General features: G+C 66.5%; 17 protein-coding genes. 13 read left to right on the forward strand and 4 right to left on the reverse strand.

The window, feature by feature from the left end; all coding sequences use genetic code 11:
* The first annotated feature begins 133 nt into the window (after positions 1–133).
* The gene (locus ACIHCL_RS33975; RefSeq protein WP_399868102.1) at positions 134–331 is read left to right on the forward strand and encodes a hypothetical protein; all 198 of its coding nucleotides are present in this window, start codon (positions 134–136) and stop codon (positions 329–331) included.
* Positions 328–555: a hypothetical protein gene (locus tag ACIHCL_RS33980; protein WP_399868104.1), complete on the forward strand. Its 228-nt coding sequence runs from the start codon at positions 328–330 to the stop codon at positions 553–555. The genes ACIHCL_RS33975 and ACIHCL_RS33980 overlap by 4 nt, the downstream gene beginning before the upstream one ends.
* Positions 556–1,056: 501 nt before the next feature.
* On the opposite strand, the gene ACIHCL_RS33985 is transcribed toward ACIHCL_RS33980, so the two are convergent.
* Positions 1,057–1,551, reverse strand: coding sequence for a hypothetical protein (locus tag ACIHCL_RS33985; RefSeq protein WP_399868106.1), 495 nt, complete (start codon positions 1,549–1,551; stop codon positions 1,057–1,059).
* Positions 1,552–2,180: 629 nt separating this feature from the next.
* Between ACIHCL_RS33985 and ACIHCL_RS33990 the strand changes: the two genes are divergently transcribed.
* The gene (locus ACIHCL_RS33990) at positions 2,181–3,368 is read left to right on the forward strand and encodes a hypothetical protein (RefSeq protein WP_399868108.1); all 1,188 of its coding nucleotides are present in this window, start codon (positions 2,181–2,183) and stop codon (positions 3,366–3,368) included.
* Between the two features lie 205 nt (positions 3,369–3,573).
* Here ACIHCL_RS33990 and ACIHCL_RS33995 read toward each other — a convergent pair whose 3' ends face one another.
* The gene (locus ACIHCL_RS33995) at positions 3,574–3,699 is read right to left on the reverse strand and encodes a hypothetical protein (RefSeq protein WP_392190443.1); all 126 of its coding nucleotides are present in this window, start codon (positions 3,697–3,699) and stop codon (positions 3,574–3,576) included.
* A 357-nt stretch (positions 3,700–4,056) separates the two neighbouring features.
* Here ACIHCL_RS33995 and ACIHCL_RS34000 point away from each other — a divergent pair, with 357 nt between their 5' ends.
* The 9 genes from ACIHCL_RS34000 to ACIHCL_RS34040 all read left to right on the forward strand — a co-directional run bounded on the left by ACIHCL_RS34000 (position 4,057) and on the right by ACIHCL_RS34040 (position 13,174).
* A complete protein-coding gene (locus ACIHCL_RS34000; protein ID WP_399868110.1) occupies positions 4,057–6,390 on the forward strand; it encodes an NACHT domain-containing protein in 2,334 nt (777 codons plus the stop codon).
* A gap of 351 nt (positions 6,391–6,741) precedes the next feature.
* Entirely contained in the window at positions 6,742–6,942 is a 201-nt protein-coding gene (locus ACIHCL_RS34005) for a transposase (RefSeq protein ID WP_392189900.1), read from the forward strand.
* A 99-nt stretch (positions 6,943–7,041) separates the two neighbouring features.
* On the forward strand, positions 7,042–7,257 hold the full coding sequence (locus ACIHCL_RS34010) for a hypothetical protein (protein ID WP_399868113.1): 216 nt from the start codon (positions 7,042–7,044) through the stop codon (positions 7,255–7,257).
* A gap of 199 nt (positions 7,258–7,456) precedes the next feature.
* Positions 7,457–7,912 (forward strand): hypothetical protein, encoded by a 456-nt coding sequence (locus ACIHCL_RS34015; RefSeq protein WP_399868115.1) that lies wholly within the window; start codon positions 7,457–7,459, stop codon positions 7,910–7,912.
* A gap of 221 nt (positions 7,913–8,133) precedes the next feature.
* Complete coding sequence (locus tag ACIHCL_RS34020) at positions 8,134–8,472, forward strand: hypothetical protein (protein ID WP_399868117.1); 339 nt, start codon at positions 8,134–8,136, stop codon at positions 8,470–8,472.
* 1,962 nt (positions 8,473–10,434) lie between these two features.
* Entirely contained in the window at positions 10,435–10,605 is a 171-nt protein-coding gene (locus tag ACIHCL_RS34025; protein WP_399868119.1) for a hypothetical protein, read from the forward strand.
* 180 nt (positions 10,606–10,785) lie between these two features.
* A complete protein-coding gene (locus ACIHCL_RS34030; RefSeq protein WP_399868121.1) occupies positions 10,786–11,724 on the forward strand; it encodes a hypothetical protein in 939 nt (312 codons plus the stop codon).
* On the forward strand, positions 11,721–12,188 hold the full coding sequence (locus ACIHCL_RS34035; protein WP_399868122.1) for a hypothetical protein: 468 nt from the start codon (positions 11,721–11,723) through the stop codon (positions 12,186–12,188). The genes ACIHCL_RS34030 and ACIHCL_RS34035 overlap by 4 nt, the downstream gene beginning before the upstream one ends.
* A gap of 164 nt (positions 12,189–12,352) precedes the next feature.
* Positions 12,353–13,174 carry an SAM-dependent methyltransferase gene (locus ACIHCL_RS34040; RefSeq protein WP_399868124.1) on the forward strand — a complete coding sequence of 274 codons (822 nt, stop codon included), beginning with the start codon at positions 12,353–12,355 and terminating at the stop codon, positions 13,172–13,174.
* A gap of 28 nt (positions 13,175–13,202) precedes the next feature.
* Here the strand turns inward: ACIHCL_RS34040 and ACIHCL_RS34045 are convergent, their stop codons facing one another.
* Both ACIHCL_RS34045 and ACIHCL_RS34050 read right to left on the reverse strand, forming a co-directional pair.
* Positions 13,203–14,126 carry a helix-turn-helix domain-containing protein gene (locus ACIHCL_RS34045; RefSeq protein ID WP_399868125.1) on the reverse strand — a complete coding sequence of 308 codons (924 nt, stop codon included), beginning with the start codon at positions 14,124–14,126 and terminating at the stop codon, positions 13,203–13,205.
* A gap of 87 nt (positions 14,127–14,213) precedes the next feature.
* Positions 14,214–14,447, reverse strand: a complete 234-nt coding sequence (locus ACIHCL_RS34050; RefSeq protein WP_399868127.1) for a DUF397 domain-containing protein — start codon at positions 14,445–14,447, stop codon at positions 14,214–14,216.
* Between the two features lie 449 nt (positions 14,448–14,896).
* Between ACIHCL_RS34050 and ACIHCL_RS34055 the strand changes: the two genes are divergently transcribed.
* A complete protein-coding gene (locus ACIHCL_RS34055) occupies positions 14,897–15,124 on the forward strand; it encodes a hypothetical protein (RefSeq protein WP_399868129.1) in 228 nt (75 codons plus the stop codon).
* Positions 15,125–15,252: the final 128 nt, after the last annotated feature.

The raw sequence follows: 15,252 nt of genomic DNA on the forward strand, positions 1-15,252 counted from the left end.
GACGCGACACTCGGGCCACCGGCCTGCCCACCACCCGCCCCAGAAAACGAAAAGGTCCGCCGACTCCGTCGACGGACCCCCACGAAAGTTCGAGGCTAGCGTTGTCGTCACCCGGACGACGCTGGAGGGCCGCATGAGCGAGCCGACGAGGTATCAAAGCGCACCACTGACGCAGCCGCTGCGGCTGGACCGCGACCCCGAGCCCGTCGACGGGTGCGCCGGATGCACGGAGCTCGCCAACGTGCGGGACCGGGCCCGTGCGGGCGGCGACATGACGACGGTGACCGACTGCAATGTGTTCCTCCGCCGGCACCCGGAGGGGCACCAGTGACCCGCTCGGTCATGCGCTACGTGGAGCACACGATCAGCCACGTGCCTCACGGCGGCATCACCGCGCAGATCTACTGCGTGTCCGTGGGCTGCGGGGCCGACTCCGGCCCCCAGTGCTACCAGGACAATGCACAGGACTGGGCGCTTCGGCACACGGGGCGCACAGGCCATGACCTATTCAGGCGGGAGTACGTGGATCACGCCCGCGTGACCCGCAAGGTCTGAGCCCTGACGGAGGTCGAGCACCGGCGAGCTGCGCCGGCTCTGCCGCTGCACCCTGCTGACCTGCGCTTATAGGTTGTCATCCGCAGCGACGTCTGCGAGTGGCGGTTCAACGTCTAGGCGCGGACCTGATGCTTTACCACTCGGTCAGTACGCCGAGTTGGTTGCTTGAACTCGAGGCGGCACAACCAGGGTTTGAGGCGAAGTGCTGACTTTATGCGCAAGGTAACCCGAGCACGAGGCCTTGAAGAGATGCTCCCGGCGGCATGGACCGGGGCTATGGGCCTTTGAGGGGCTCGCTGGGATGACCTCAACCGATATGGTGGTCAGTCCCGTGTCGAAGGGGGATCTGCCAGCTCAGCACAGCGGGACGGCTGGGAGCGGCATGAAGTAGGGCGGCTGAGCGTCGGCATCGATCTGGACGGCGCGTTCAGCGCACGGGATCAAGTTTGGCGTGAGCGCCGCGGCGCGCGACCAGCGCCCTATGCGCTCCAGGCTCGGTCCTTACGGGAGCGACGCGACGTAGGTGACGGTGAGTCGCGCGTCGCGGTCAGTGTTCTCTGCCGTGTACATGATGTTCACCGCCCGGGTCTGCCCGTCCCGATATCCGACGATGTTCGTCCGGCCCGAGCTCTCGCTGCGCTCTCCGAACTCCCAGCCTGCGTCCTTGAAGTCCAGGAGCACCTGTTCGAACTCCACGTTGGTGACCCAGAAATCGATCATGCCGCCCTCGTTGTCGAAAGCGGCGCTCGAGTCGGCGATCCAGCGGTCCTTCGGGAAAGGAAGATCGGTTGGGGTGCCAGCGGGAATTCCTGCCGCGAGCTGCCAGCTGCCGAGAGGCTTCGACAGTTTCGCCGTGGCAGTCGATGGCGAGGGATCCTGGGCGGGATCCGTGGACGACTGCGGTGGCTGCGAGGGCGGGTGATCGTCTGCGGTCGAACAGCCGGTCAGCAGCAGAGCGGCCGCTATGACGGCGCTCGGGAACAGGACACCTCTCATCGCTGCAGCCTATCAACACCCATGTTTGCCAGCAGTCCGTGCGCTTCCGAGTCTGCGGGCTCCGGACGGCGGGTTAGGCAGATGCGGCAGGCAGCTCCCACTCACCGGATCCGGGCTCGTGGTGGGACTCCTCAAGCGATGGGTGCCGCCCTCGCGTCGTGACGGCGCGGCTGGAGGATGGCAAACCGCTGTGTCAAACCTGCTGGAAGAAGCAGCAGATCGGCGAGCCATGCGTCGGCTGCGGCGAGGTACGCGCGGTCCACCAGCGTGGCGAGGGTGGACCGTTGTGTGAACGCTGCTACCGCCAGCGTACGCCTCGCCTGAAGTGCGCGGTCTGCGGCGAGGTTCGCCAGATACAGAGCGCGGCGAAGAGGGTCTGTCGCCGTTGCGCCGCGTTGATGCGCGCGCATGAGCCGTGTCGGGACTGCGGCAATGCCAGCCCCGCCGTCTGCTCCCGCTGCCAGCAGCCCAGCATCGCCTTCCAACACCACGATGGCGGCCCCGTGTGCCCTGAGTGTGCCGGCGTCCGCTTCTCCTACCGCTGCCGAACCTGCCACGGCTTCGCACGACTCGAATCCGACGCGCGCTGCCGCGCCTGCACCGCACAGACCCGACTGGCTGTCCTCACTATGGACCCGGTCACCGGCTCCACACCCGATTGGCTGCAGCCACTCGTCGACGAGCTGGCCGCCTACGAGAACCCGTCGAGTCTCGACGCCTACCTCCGCGGCCCCGGCGGAGAACTGATCAGACACCTCGCTACGGGTTCCCTCCTGCCAGCGCACGAGGCCCTCGACGAGCTGCGGCAGACCGCCTCGGTCAACCACCTACGGGATGTACTCACCCTGGTCGGCATCCTGCCCCCGCGCGACGAACAACTTGCCCAACTCGCCCGCGACATCATCGTCCACGCCAGCGCACTCGATCCCGGCAACCGGCTCATCCTCACCCGCTACGGCCGATGGTCCCTGATGCTGCTCGGCCAGCACGCCATCCGTCACGGCAAGCCCCTGACCAAGGGACAACGCGCTTACCTCCTGCGTCGTCTTCGCGTCGCCCGACAGTTCCTCGGCCATCTCCACAACTGCGGCGTCCTCCTGGCCGATTGCACGCAGGCCCGCTGCGACCGATGGGTCACCCAGCACAGCCACTACCAGGCAGAACTCCGGCACTTCCTGGTCTGGTCGGCTGACACCCGCCTGTCCCCACCACGCATCGCCATCGCTGCAGCCCAGCGCGCGGAAGATCGCTCGATCATGAGCGACACCGAACGTGTCCTGGCTGCCCTGCGGCTGGAGACCGACGAGACCGTCCCTCTCGCCGACCGTGTCGCCGGATGTCTGGTCCTCCAGTACGGGCAGCTGTGCACCCGCATCGTCAGCCTCACGCTGGACGACGTCCAGCACCACCCGAACGAGCCCGACACTCTCGGCCTGCTCTTCGGACGTGATCCGCTCTGGCTCCGGCCTCGCCTGTCTGCGCTGCTGCAACGGCTGATCGACGGCCGCACACCACCGACCGTCATCGCCCGTGCCCGCGCGACCCCCTACCTCTTCCCCGGCATGCGCCCCGGCCGCCACCTCACCGCGAACGCCCTGAGCGAGCGACTCATCCGCCACGGCATCCCCGCCACGCGCCTCGCCCGCAACGGTGCTTGGCTCTCCCTGGTCAGCTCCGTGCACTGGAAGCTGCTCGCCGACCTCATCGGCACCTGCGACGCCACGGCCCACCGCTGGTACCAGCACTCCGCCACAGACCGCGCAAGCTACGTCGCCATGCGGATGAAGGACCGACCACCACCCTCCGCCCCTGAGTGACTGCAGGCTCGCATTTGGAATGTCTCGTTTCACCGTAATGATCTGGGACCTCCGACTGTCCCATTTGAGGGACACAGCGCTTCTGTCTCACGGTCCTGTCCCTTGAGGCCGACGCCGCCGCGGATGTCATGACCGGGACCGCGGTCATCCGTCGGCGTCACCGGGTTCGTCACCGCGCGCAGTGGGACCTCGTGTTTTGCGCAACTCAGCTGGTGCTGGCCGCTATGAACTTCCAGAAGTACGCTCCGGCCCCGCCACCGCCGATGAGGCCGTAGCCAGTGGCGTCCGCGACCCACGCCAGGGTTACGAGGGCCTGCTCGGTTCGCGTCATGGTGACCGGAGTACCTTGGCGACCCCAAATCCGCAAGGACAGGTCGTTGCTGGCCGTTGCCAGGTAGACGCCGTCGGGCGAATACGACCGACATGCTTGTGTCGGTGGTGCAGTGCCGTTTCTACGGCGTCGGGGGTTGCTGTCGCTGCCGCATGCGCGCTGACAAGCTCCCGTCGCGTCCGGCGCGGCGAGCTCTCTCTGCCGGGGCCGTTCGGCGTCACCGGTGATGACGTGTGTCTCGTCGACAGCCGTACTTGTGACTTGGCTCAGTCGCTGGCGGAGGTAGAGGCTGCTCGATCCAGCCAATCTGACCATTCCCACCCGTGGCGCGTGTGGGTCACGACAGAGTGGTCCGTTATGGGTTTCAAGGGTCGTTGGTTGCGTGTGGTGCCGTGGGGGGTGTGCGCGGCAGCTGCGGTGTGGCTGGTCATCAGCGCCATCGTTGACGGGTGGGACAAAGCGGATCCGAAGGCTGGTGTGGTCGGCGCGGTGAGCGGTCTGGTGGCTCTTGTACTGACAATTCCGGCCCAGCCGGGCCAGAATGGCGATGTGGGGCTGGGTACCATTGCCGACCAGCTTGCGGACACGATAGAGCGGCAGTGGAACAACGAGGTCGAGGCCCGGCGCTTGAACGATCCGTATCCTCTACCCGTCGCCTGGCGTACGGCCGATGCAGCCCTGACCGAGCCCTGGGCCCGGCTGACCGGCCTGGCCAATGACTGGCCCGGCGGCCCACCCGGTGAGCCCGCCGGATGGCCTGCGAACGAGGCCGGTCTGGCGGGACACTACGCGCAGATCCACGAGGTCTTCGCCCACCGTGTGCCCACCCGTCGGCTGGTCGTGCTCGGCGAGCCCGGCTCCGGCAAGACCGTGCTGCTCATCCGCCTGCTCCAGGATCTGATGGAGCGCCGGGAGGATGGCGGACCTGTACCGGTCCTGTTCTCCCTTGCCTCTTGGGACCCCAGCCACGATTCCCTCGAATCCTGGCTGGCCGAACAGCTACGACGCAGTCACCCAGGACTGCGTGCCGCAGCACCGACCATCACCGCCACACCAGGCACCCGCCGGCCCGATCTGGCTCAGGCTCTGCTGGCAACCGGACGCATCGTCCCGTTGCTCGACGGCTTCGACGAGCTACCCCCCGCCCTGCACACCGTGGCGCTGGACACCCTCAACCGGACCATGCCCGCCCGACAGCCCCTGGTCCTGTCCAGCCGCGCCGTCCCCTACCGCACAGCCCTGGCCAGGCCCGACGCAACGGTCCGGCTCAACGGCGCAGCCGGCATCCACCTGCTCCCCCTCACACGTCAGGCCGCCGCCGACTACCTCCGCCGCGACGCAGGCGGTCCCCACGCCCCCGCCGCCAACCGCTGGAACCAGGTAATTACCCACCTGGGCACCAACACCCCTGCCGGGCAAGCATTGAGCACCCCATTCGGACTGTTCCTGGCCCGCACCATCTACAACCCCCGCCCCCAAGCCACGCCCGGACCCTACCCACACCCGGACGAACTCTGCGACACCGCCGCCTACCCCACCCGTACCGCCCTGGACACCCACCTGCTCAACGCCTACATCCCCGCCGCCTACAGCCCTCATAACCCCAACCCGTCTCCCTGGACCAAAGTCCAGGCCCTTCGCACCCTCACCTTTCTTGCCCACCACCTGGAAAACCACCGCGATGGCACCCCCAACCTCGCCTGGTGGGAACTCCACTACGCTGTCTCCGCCCGCTCCAAACGCATCATCTACGGGATGCTCGGCGGCATCGGGATTGCATTCTTTGCCGCGTCCAACGGTGACCCGCGGGGCGGCTTTGCAGTTGGGTTCTCCCTCGCACTCGCCTCCACCGCCCTGTCCCTGCTACTGCCTGCAATCCGCCGCACCCCAGGCACACGTCTGAACCTGGCCCTCCGCGCGCTCGCCTACAGCCTCGCTCTCAGCCTCTTTTGGATGGCGTTTAGCCTTCTGATGAAAATCTTGCTAAGCATCGATACGCCAACGTGGAGGGACTTGTCCACGCTATATCTCTTCATCGGAGGGGCTGTCATCATGCCCCTGAGCTTCTTCAGACGGACGCGTACAGGGGCGCCCAAGGCGCGAATCCGCTGGTCGCTCGGCTCCACGCTGATCGGGTTGCTTTGGGTGCCCGGCCTGACCATCCTCGGCGCACTTGCACAAGGAATTATTTACAGTGTCAGTCCCGAAGATACATTTTGGGGGGCCTATGTTGGATTTGTTCTCGGGACTATGAGTGCGTTGTTGCACGTAGTCGCGCGAGGGATGAGGTCGGAGCCTTCCGACCTAGCCACCGAGGTCGGAGCAGCCCCGCTGCTTGCCCGGGACCGCCGCATCTGCCTTATGTTCGCGCCGATTGGGGGTCTCGCCTCCGGGCCCATCATCCCTTTCATCATATTCGGCGGCGCCTCGCGGGCCGAAGCGGCAATCGCGGTCGGCTGCGGGGTGATCATTGGCCTGATGGTCGGCGCTTTCCATACAGCTTGGGCAGACTTCATGGCATCAAGGACCTACCTTGCGATACGGCACAGAGTTCCCTGGCGTCTCATGCCGTTTCTCCAGGATGCGTACGAACACCGCGGCGTGCTGCGGCAAATCGGAACCGTCTACCAGTTCCGGCACATCGAACTGCAACGCCACCTTGCTCAGCAGCCCTGGCCACCCGTCACATAGGAAGAATCGCCCGGCATCCACCGAATCCTGCGTCCCCTATACCTATGTGGTCGACAGCGCACCCGCTGTGGCGTTCTCGGTCACACGGCAAACCCAACAGGGACAGCGGCCAACCGTTCACTGGTCCGCCGATAGGATAGGGAGTCGCGGGATATTCAACTCGCTCGAACGCCCAGTGCAATGATGACAATCATCTACCCACATCGGTATTGGTGACAGGTAGCGTGCTGAATCGGTGACAATTGCCGTGCATCGAGTTCGTAACACGATCTTGTTGAAGCGTCCTGGTTGGCCCTGACCGTGTGATGATTTGGCCGTTCGTGAGGGTGTGGGTCCTCAACCTTGAATCGTATGGACGATGAGTTGTTGGCGTTGGTCGAGCCGTTGCTGCCGCCGTGGCCAGAGCGGTCGCCGGTGCCGCGGCCGGTGCCGGATCGTCTCTGCCCGCAGGGAATCCTGTTCGTCCTCCACAACGACACAGCCTGGCAACTTCTGCCGCTGGAGCCGAGGTTCGGCTCGGGTCAGGCATGCTGGCGGCACCTGGACCGGTGACAGAAGGCGGGATCTTCGACCAGCTGCATCGGGTCCTGCTCGCGGAGCTGAACGCGGCCGGCGAGCTCTACAGGTCACGGGCGTGCGTGGACGGTTCTCATGTCCGTGCGAAAAGGCGGGCGCCGACACCGGCCCGCCGCCGGTCGCCCCGGCCGGCCCGGCACCCTGCTCGGCGACAAGGGCTACAACTCCAACCCGAACCGCGACAAACGCCTCGCCGTCCGATGGGAACGCCGCACGGAACTCTACGACGCCTTCATCACCCTCGCCTGCAGCCTCATCTACTGGAGACGCCTCAAGAAGGCCCGGTCGTAATCGTGTTACAAGCTCTACAGAGAACGAGACCGGGATCAGCACTATCTCCGAGCGAACGATCAGACAGGTTCGTCTCGCCATGCTGCCCCTTGGGCCGGCCAAGGCCCATCGTCAACGAGAAAGGGACATACGAAACGCGAACCTACAGTGGCCGCTCTCCTGTCAACAGAAGAGACAAACCATCCCAAAGAAGTTATCTGTGCGGAACCATTCGACGAGGCCAAATACTGCGCTGCACCAGATCCTGGAGCCGGACACCGGCGCGGCCTGCCTGCCAGGCGGTACCCCCGAACCCCAGGACCGCGACAACCCGCTCGTCACACTGCGCCGGGAAGCACACGAGGAAGCCGCAGCCGAGTTCGGCGAACCGCTGCTCCTCGGCCACCTCTCCGAGCCCGGCAAGCCGTACACCCGCCTCCGCTACGCCGCTCCCCTCACCCGCCTCGGCCCTCCGCCCGTCGATCCGGCCACCGGCCGCACCCACATCCGGGTCCTGGCCACACCCGAGCAGGCCCTGGAACTCTTCGACTGGGGACCACCGGCGGCCGACCAGCTCGCCGCCGTCCACCAAGCCCACACGCGGCTCGGCATCCCCCGCGCCGCGCGGCAGCCCCTCACCGAACTACCGGACGCCACCGACCTCACCACCTGGTAACCCGTGCCCGGCCCACGACCGGGCCCTGATCGAAGCGAGGACCCTCATGAGCAACACACCACCCACTGTCGGCAAGCCACCCGGGCCCGTCCGTCCCCTGCCATCCGGTCGTGTCGGCACCCTGGCAGCGGCCACCGGCCCCGCATCGGATGCTCCCGCGCTGGTGCGGACGGGGCACTGCCAGTGCGGCCGGATCTCCAACCAGGTAAGCGGTGTCCCGGATGATCCGCACCCGTGCTTCCCTGCGACCACGAGACGAGGACCGCGGGCCCGCCCGACTGTGGGTGGGCTTCCCCAAGGACTCCCTGGTCTGGACCGGGCCCGGTGGCGAGCCGAAGTGGTGCTCGACCTACGCAACTCTGCACCGCGGCTTCTGCTCCGACTGCGGGACGCATCTGGTGTCCGTCGCTGACGACTCCAACATGATCATGGTGACCGGGTTCAGCCTCACCGACCGGAGCGGCACCGCGCCGCTCGGCCATTCCTACCGCGAGGACGCCGTGACCTGGATGCACATCGCCCTCACGCCGGCCCCGGCACCGAGGCCTTCAACCTCGTAGCGCGTGGCCATCGCCCGGTGCTCCTCCCCCTCCGGCTTGCCCAGGTACTCCGAAGGCCGTACCACCGTGGCACGTACAAGCTCCTCCGACCGCTGCTCCCGCGCGGACTTCGCCACCGAGCGGCCCCGGCGGTACCTCCTCCTGGCCACCATGCCGGCCAGGAGGAGGTACGGCCATCCGTACATCACGGCAACCACGGGCCCCAGGCTCATCATGTACACCACGAGCAGCCGCAGCACGAACAGCCTGGACCCGGACCCCGCCGTGCCCGGACCAGTCACGGAATGCAGGTCGTCCGTCCACCGGCGCCTGACCGATACCTCCGGTATCCCGCCCCGCGGGACCCCACCAACGCTCACCCATCACCCGGCCCGCTCTACGCGCCACACGTCGGTGCCCTATGCCGCGATCTTCCTGGTGGCCCTCCGCGTCCAGGGCCGGAACCCATCACACGAACCGCTCCCGCGATGCCCGCCACCCCCACCGGCACGAGGCCGTGCGCGCGGTGACGTCCGGTGGGCCGGCCAACCCCGAACAGGACGGCCACGACGTCAGTGAGTCGACGGGGCAGACCTACCAGGAGCGTCGCTCGCCACGAACGTCATCACCGTCAGCCGAGTACGCGGAGGATGAACCGTACGGCTCCCGTGATCCCGCGCCCGATTCACTTGAACAGACCGGCCTCGACCACCAGTTCAGCAACGTCACCGGCCGACTCCGCCCGGTCCTGCCCGCTCCGGCACCGGGGGCAGGCACGAGGCCACCGCCGTTTCCGTTCCCCGCACTTCCGGCATCTCGCCATGGTCACCATTTTCCGCCCCGCAGACCACGGCTGAAACGCCCGGTGGCGGCTGCGCCGGTGCGTGGGAAGAGGCAGGCCTGGAAGGGCGGCGGTACTGCACTGCGACCACCGCTGTTCCCCGGCCGCGGGCCCGGGTGGTCGCGGCCGGTGTCTTGGATCCGGCGGCGCAGCGGCGTGCCCACTCGGCAATAGCGGTCAGAGAGTTGTGACCGGCGCTGGTGAGACACACACGCCTACCGCGAGCAACGCCGCCAGCCGGGAACCGACCCCGCGCGGGTTGCGCGGATCGGGCACCCGGGCCGGTTCGTCGAGCAGCCCGAATGGGACCGCTGTCCCCCCGGGCCGGCATCTCGGGGTGGCGATCTGGCCAGACCAGCGGCCATTTCGCGCCGACGGACGCGACGTTCGATTCACGAGCGGCGCATTTCGGTTCGGGGCACTTGTCACACGCTCTGCATACCTATCACTTTCCTTCCATTCTCATCCAACCAGGGGTGCCTGGTACCGCTAATTCGCGGGGCAAAGGCACGGTGGCACCATACTCAAGACCGAACGTTCGCTTTTGGCTCGATATTCGGGGATCTGTGCCGTGACTGGCCGCTCTCGGGAGCGGGTGGCGCCCAGTGGCGATACCTGGCGAACCCTGAACCGCTTCACGATAGCGAAGATCATTAATTCTCATATGCACGTGCATCTTCGATCGCGGCGCGAAGGTAAACCCCCCGGCGACCGGGCTTCGATGGCGGAATGGGCCCCTGACCAGGGAATCTTCTGAAAGCGATCAGTACGAGAAGTCGTTTTGCTGCGAGACATAGGAATTTTGATGCGCGCGCCGATCGATATCGGAACGACTAGATCAAACAAGGCCATTGATCTGTCTCTTTCGACGCTCTGCGGCGGGCTTCTTGCGCGTGACATCAATTCCCATGGAGGGAGAACCTGCCAGCTCCGGTAAGCGGATGGACATTCACTCGGGTGGCTGTATCGTCTTTTGCGCGGCACGCAGCGTCGTCATCGGCGCACGGTGCGTGCTGCGTCCCGGGGATGCAGCCCCGGGACGCATCGAAAGTCACATCAACCCGAACCCGAAAGGGACCGTCGTGTTCTTCCGAGAAGGCCGGGGGACCAATCACTCCTGCCCGGCACTCCGCAAGTCCAGTATGCCTACCTGCACCTGTGAGGAAACCTCCCGCACGCGTCTGCGCCGCACCCGGCGCCGCGCCGCCCTGTTCGCCGTGATCGGCACCGTTGTCGTCGTGGTGCTCACGGTGGAGCCCGTCCCCTGGGACGTGGTGCTGCCCGTGCTCGCCTCTCTGGCGCTCCGGGCCTAGCTCAGGGGTGGGCTGGCCAGGCCGCTCGGCCTTGCCGGCCCACCGGCTCGACGCGTTTTCCTGGCCGGCCGCCGCAGTGCGGCCGGCTGCCCTGAGCGGATAGACACGGGAGATCTCATGGTTGTGCCTTCACGGCCCCAGCGGTGTGCGTACTCGCGTTGCCGCCGGCGGGTGAAGCAGATGTCCAAGTCAGGCCGGCGCAGGATCTATTGCGATGCACTCTGCCGACGCCGGGCCCAGCGCGAACGGGACCGCATCCGCCGTGCCGCACCGGTTCATCGGACCGACCGTGCGGGCGACGTCGCCGCCGACATCGCCGTACTCGGTCAGGAACTGTTGTCCGGACAGCAGCGCCGCCTGCCGCTGGCGGTACGGCTCGGTCAGGCCCAGGCCCTTCAGCGCGACATCACCTGCTACGTCGCCGCGATGATGCAGGATGAACGAGCGGCAGGGACTTCCTGGGCGGAGATCGCTGCCACAGCCCAGGTGAAGGAAGCCTCGGCGCGCGCGTGCTGGAGCGAGGCCAAGATGTCAGCCCTGCTGGCGAACCGCCCCACGCACGCCAGAAACCGCCCGCAGGCCTCGCAGCAGGCTGCCCCGCTGGACTGGCTGTTCACACGGCCGGCCGGCCGGATACAGGAATCGGCCTCGCATCTCCTGCGACGGTATCTGACGGCGCTGCGCGAGAGGTCGCGTACTGCTCCGGCCGACGTCGCCCGTCAAACGGGCTTGCCGGGCGACGCCGTCGCGCTGTTCCTGGACGGCGAACTCGTGGCCTCCTGGCCGGTGACTCACATGCTCGTCACGGTGCTCGGCGGCAACCCCGAGACGCTGCGGAGCGTGTGGGAGACGGCCTCCGGGAGTGCTCCGGGTCCGTGGTCGCAAGCCGAGGCCGCGCGCCGGCTGCGGGACGTGCTGCACGTCGCCCGTCTGACCGCGGACGCCCCGGACGGTTCCCGCCCGTTCGCCGGAGCCGGCCAGTCCCCCGGCTCCGCCGTTGCCGAGGAGGCGCTGGACTGGCCTTCCACAGAGCAGACCTGCACCCGACTGGGCACACCTGCCTCGATCGTGCGACCGTTCTGGGACGCATGGAACCTGTCCGCGGGGCGGCCTGCATGAGCGCAGCGCACCACGTTTCGGAACCAGCGGAACGGACCCCGGCCGAGTACCCCTTGGAATACGAGGCGTTCCGGCAGATGACCCAGGACGCCTACCTGCGGTACGCGCGGGTGCGGACCGGGGACGAAACCAGCGCCGCCAGGTCCGTGGCGCAGATGTTCGCCGAGCTGACCAACCAGTGGGAGGACACACTGCGCAGCGCGTGCCCCGCGGCTGCTGTCTGGAAGCTGCTGAGCAGCGCTGTAGAAGATCAGTTCCCCTGCGGTACGGCATGCGAACCGCAGCCGCGCTCCCTGTTGAGCAGTGCGGAGACCGATACCGTCGTGCTCCATCGCCATCTGGGCCTCACCATCGAGGAGACCGCGGCGCTCATGGGAGTGGAACGCCCTTCCGTACGGGCGCTGCTCCGCTCGGCCGCCCGGTCAGCGGTTCCCTGTCCTGGACGCGTAGGCGAACGGAGCTGAGGGGGAGCGCGCGGGGGCGTACACGGGGGGTGCGTTTCGCACCCCGTGTTCGCCCCTAACTCTTCGGTCAATGACCCCGTAGAGGGTTGGCCGGGGTTCAACTCCCTGCGTACCATGGCCCCTTCCTCAGGAATCGATCTTTCCGGGGTTGGAAGGAGGGGCAGATGGTCCACGGGGAGAATCCTCAAACTCACCCCATAGACCTGACGACGCCGAGCGTGGCCCGCATGTACGACGCGCTCCTAGGCGGGGTCCACAACTATGAGGTCGACCAGCAGGCCTGCCAGGACCTGCTGCGTATCGCGCCGAGCACGCAACTGCTGGCACGCAACAACCGCGCCTTCTTGCGCCGGGTCGTACGGATCCTTGTTCAGGAGTACGGCATCCGGCAGTTCCTCGATCACGGATCCGGACTGCCGACCCAGGACAACGTGCATGAAGTCGCCCAGCGTCTCGATGGTGGCTGTCGCGTCGCCTACGTCGACAACGATCCCCTGGTCCACGCTCACGGCCGGACGACACTGGACGAGAACGACAACACGCTGTTGGTCGACGCCGACATGCGTGACACAGCAGCGATTTACGAGGCGACAGGGAACTTCCTGGACTGGGAGAACGAACCCATCGCGGCTCTGTTCGTGTCCGTTCTGCACTGCCTGCCCGACAGCGACGACGAGCAGGATCCCGGCGCCCTGATCAGGAGGGTGGCCGCGAGACTCCCAGCAGGCAGCTTCCTCGTCATATGCCAGCTGGTCAGCGACGACGCAACTGTCAGGGAGGGCGTCACCCGGCTGATGGCCGAGGCCACCGGAAACCAGTGGGGCCGGGTACGTCGGAGCGATGAAGTCCGCCGCTACTTCGGTGACATGCAGATCATCGAACCGGGCCTGGTCGATGTCGTCGACTGGCGGCCGGACGCTCCCCCACCCCCGGTTGAGATGAGAGCCACCGACTGGGTCGAATGGGGCGGAGTCGCCCGCTTCTGACAGCTTCGAGTGATCGGCGGGGCCAGACTCAGGAGTACCTTTCGATGGCCTCGCAGATCAGTTCCTTGCTTCTGACCCTGTCAGCCGCGACAAACCGCAGCTGGTCCAGGGCGTGCTTGTAGTCGTACAGCGCCTTCTGGTGAGTTACGTAGTCGGCACCATTGATGTGCTCGACATAAACCAGATCCGACGGGCCGCCCTCACCGAACGTCAAGTGGGTAATCGCATAGGGCGGAGACACCGAAGCACCCTGATCGAATTCCACGATCCGAATATTCACCCTTTTCGTATCCGCGGCCTCGAGAAGGTGCCGAAGTTGCTGGCGCATGACTTCAGGACCGCCGCGCGGACGCATGAGGACGCCCTCGTCGAGCATCACGGTCACCCGGGGAATCGGATGGTCGAGAATCAGCTGACGCCGGCAACGCAAAGCGACAATACGGTCGATCTCCGCCTCATCAGCCCAGGGCTTCACCGTCCGGACGAGAGCGCGCGCATAGTCGGTAGTCTGGAGAAGGCCCGGAATCACCTGATGCTCATACGCGGCGATTTCCACAGCACTACCTTCCAGCGAGATCAGCCGCTTGAGATAGGACGGCGTGACGTCACTGAAATTCTGGTACCACTCACAGTCCTGCGCCTGCTCAAGCAGCCGTTCTATCAGCCGCGTCTCTTTTGCGCTGAGGCGCATGAAACGCGCCAAGTCGAACACATCACGGGCCTTCGCCGGACTCTCTCCCCGCTCCAGCCGACTGATCTTGGAGACGGAGGCGCGGATGACGTGAGCCAGATCCGCCTGCGTCAGCCGACGCTCCTCCCGCCACTGCCGCAGCTGCTCCCCCAGAAGGCGCGCCGCCGCCTCCCGGCCGGTGGACCCCGCCATGGGCACCACGGAAGCCAACTCGTCATGCTGACCGGACTGCTCGGGCGGGTGATACGGAAGGGCGGACATGCAGGCTCCCGGAACTGGCAATTGACACCGCCACCCAGAATGCACGCACATGCCCGCACTTCCAAGCTCTGGCCTGAGGTTAAGCCGTCATGCGATCATGTGATCGAATTCGGCGCCCTTCGCACCATCAAGGAAGGCAGCCAGCTCGTCACGCGAGAACACCAGGGCCGGGCCGTCCGGAAAGCGAGAGTGACGCACGGCCACCTCACCCCCGTCCAGCTTCGCCAGCTCCACGCAGTTTCCGTCCCCGACGCTGGCACGTGCCTTCACCCAGTGCGCACCCGGGAGCATACTCGCGGTCACGCCATTCTCAATTTTCATGAAAATACCCCTCGTTCCGCTTAACTCAACCGCACACCCATCCGCATTCCCATATGGGATTGCATGGGAAGGTGTTTTGGGAATCCTAGCCAGCTGAACGCATGCATAAAGTCCCTCGGAAGGGTGCGATATCCCCACCTCCGGTCATATCATCGGATCACTGAAGAAGCACAGCGCTCCAGCCGGGGCGTCAAACCCGCCATCCCGACCCAATCACCCCTCACGGCGGTCGAGGGCTGTCAGAGCGGGGTACTCCTCCTCGGCCACGGACATTGCGTACCCGAACAGGTAGTCCGCTCCGACGCCACGAACTCGCCCCCAGTCAGGCAGCACACTCCGCCGCTGGCGGCGGCGAGGTCGGTGAACACCTTCCTGATGTTGGTCGACCGCGCGAACAAGCGACTCATCCCCGACGTCGCTGCCCAGCACTCCACCGACGCGTAACCAGGGTGCAGGAAGGACTCGAACCGGACCGTCGCTTAGATATACCCGACCTGGATGCGCCCGTCCGCCTCGGGTTCGGGGCCGCCCGGCCCTGGCTCGCCAGCGGCTCCGAGCTTGGCCCGTACGACCAGCAGTTCCTCGACGAGGAACAGGCCGCCGCCAATTGCGTGACCACCTGCGTCGACGGCCAGGTGCTGCGGGTGAAGTGGGCGCGGCGTCAGTCGCGGTACTAGCCGTCGCCCGGCCTGCCTCGCCGGCGGTCCCGGAAGTTCGCTGGGCGGGGACAGCGGGCCGGTATCGCCTGGGTACGCCGAGCGACCAGCTGCGATGGTGCTGCGGGACGAACCCACAGAGACGCAAG

It is taken from the genome of Streptomyces sp. NPDC052042 (assembly GCF_044548345.1).
GTDB lineage: Bacteria > Actinomycetota > Actinomycetes > Streptomycetales > Streptomycetaceae > Streptomyces.

Excerpts from the sequence above, each read along its gene's own strand:
- ACIHCL_RS33975 (WP_399868102.1), top strand. The coding sequence starts at position 134 with ATGAGCGAGCCGACGAGGTATCAAAGCGCACCACTGACGCAGCCGCTG.
- ACIHCL_RS33985 (WP_399868106.1), bottom strand. The coding sequence starts at position 1,551 with ATGAGAGGTGTCCTGTTCCCGAGCGCCGTCATAGCGGCCGCTCTGCTG.
- ACIHCL_RS33990 (WP_399868108.1), top strand. The coding sequence starts at position 2,181 with ATGGACCCGGTCACCGGCTCCACACCCGATTGGCTGCAGCCACTCGTC.
- ACIHCL_RS33995 (WP_392190443.1), bottom strand. The coding sequence starts at position 3,699 with ATGACGCGAACCGAGCAGGCCCTCGTAACCCTGGCGTGGGTCGCGGAC.
- ACIHCL_RS34000 (WP_399868110.1), top strand. The coding sequence starts at position 4,057 with ATGGGTTTCAAGGGTCGTTGGTTGCGTGTGGTGCCGTGGGGGGTGTGC.
- ACIHCL_RS34005 (WP_392189900.1), top strand. The coding sequence starts at position 6,742 with ATGGACGATGAGTTGTTGGCGTTGGTCGAGCCGTTGCTGCCGCCGTGG.
- ACIHCL_RS34010 (WP_399868113.1), top strand. The coding sequence starts at position 7,042 with ATGTCCGTGCGAAAAGGCGGGCGCCGACACCGGCCCGCCGCCGGTCGC.
- ACIHCL_RS34020 (WP_399868117.1), top strand. The coding sequence starts at position 8,134 with ATGATCCGCACCCGTGCTTCCCTGCGACCACGAGACGAGGACCGCGGG.
- ACIHCL_RS34025 (WP_399868119.1), top strand. The coding sequence starts at position 10,435 with ATGCCTACCTGCACCTGTGAGGAAACCTCCCGCACGCGTCTGCGCCGC.
- ACIHCL_RS34030 (WP_399868121.1), top strand. The coding sequence starts at position 10,786 with ATGTCCAAGTCAGGCCGGCGCAGGATCTATTGCGATGCACTCTGCCGA.
- ACIHCL_RS34035 (WP_399868122.1), top strand. The coding sequence starts at position 11,721 with ATGAGCGCAGCGCACCACGTTTCGGAACCAGCGGAACGGACCCCGGCC.
- ACIHCL_RS34040 (WP_399868124.1), top strand. The coding sequence starts at position 12,353 with ATGGTCCACGGGGAGAATCCTCAAACTCACCCCATAGACCTGACGACG.
- ACIHCL_RS34045 (WP_399868125.1), bottom strand. The coding sequence starts at position 14,126 with ATGTCCGCCCTTCCGTATCACCCGCCCGAGCAGTCCGGTCAGCATGAC.
- ACIHCL_RS34050 (WP_399868127.1), bottom strand. The coding sequence starts at position 14,447 with ATGAAAATTGAGAATGGCGTGACCGCGAGTATGCTCCCGGGTGCGCAC.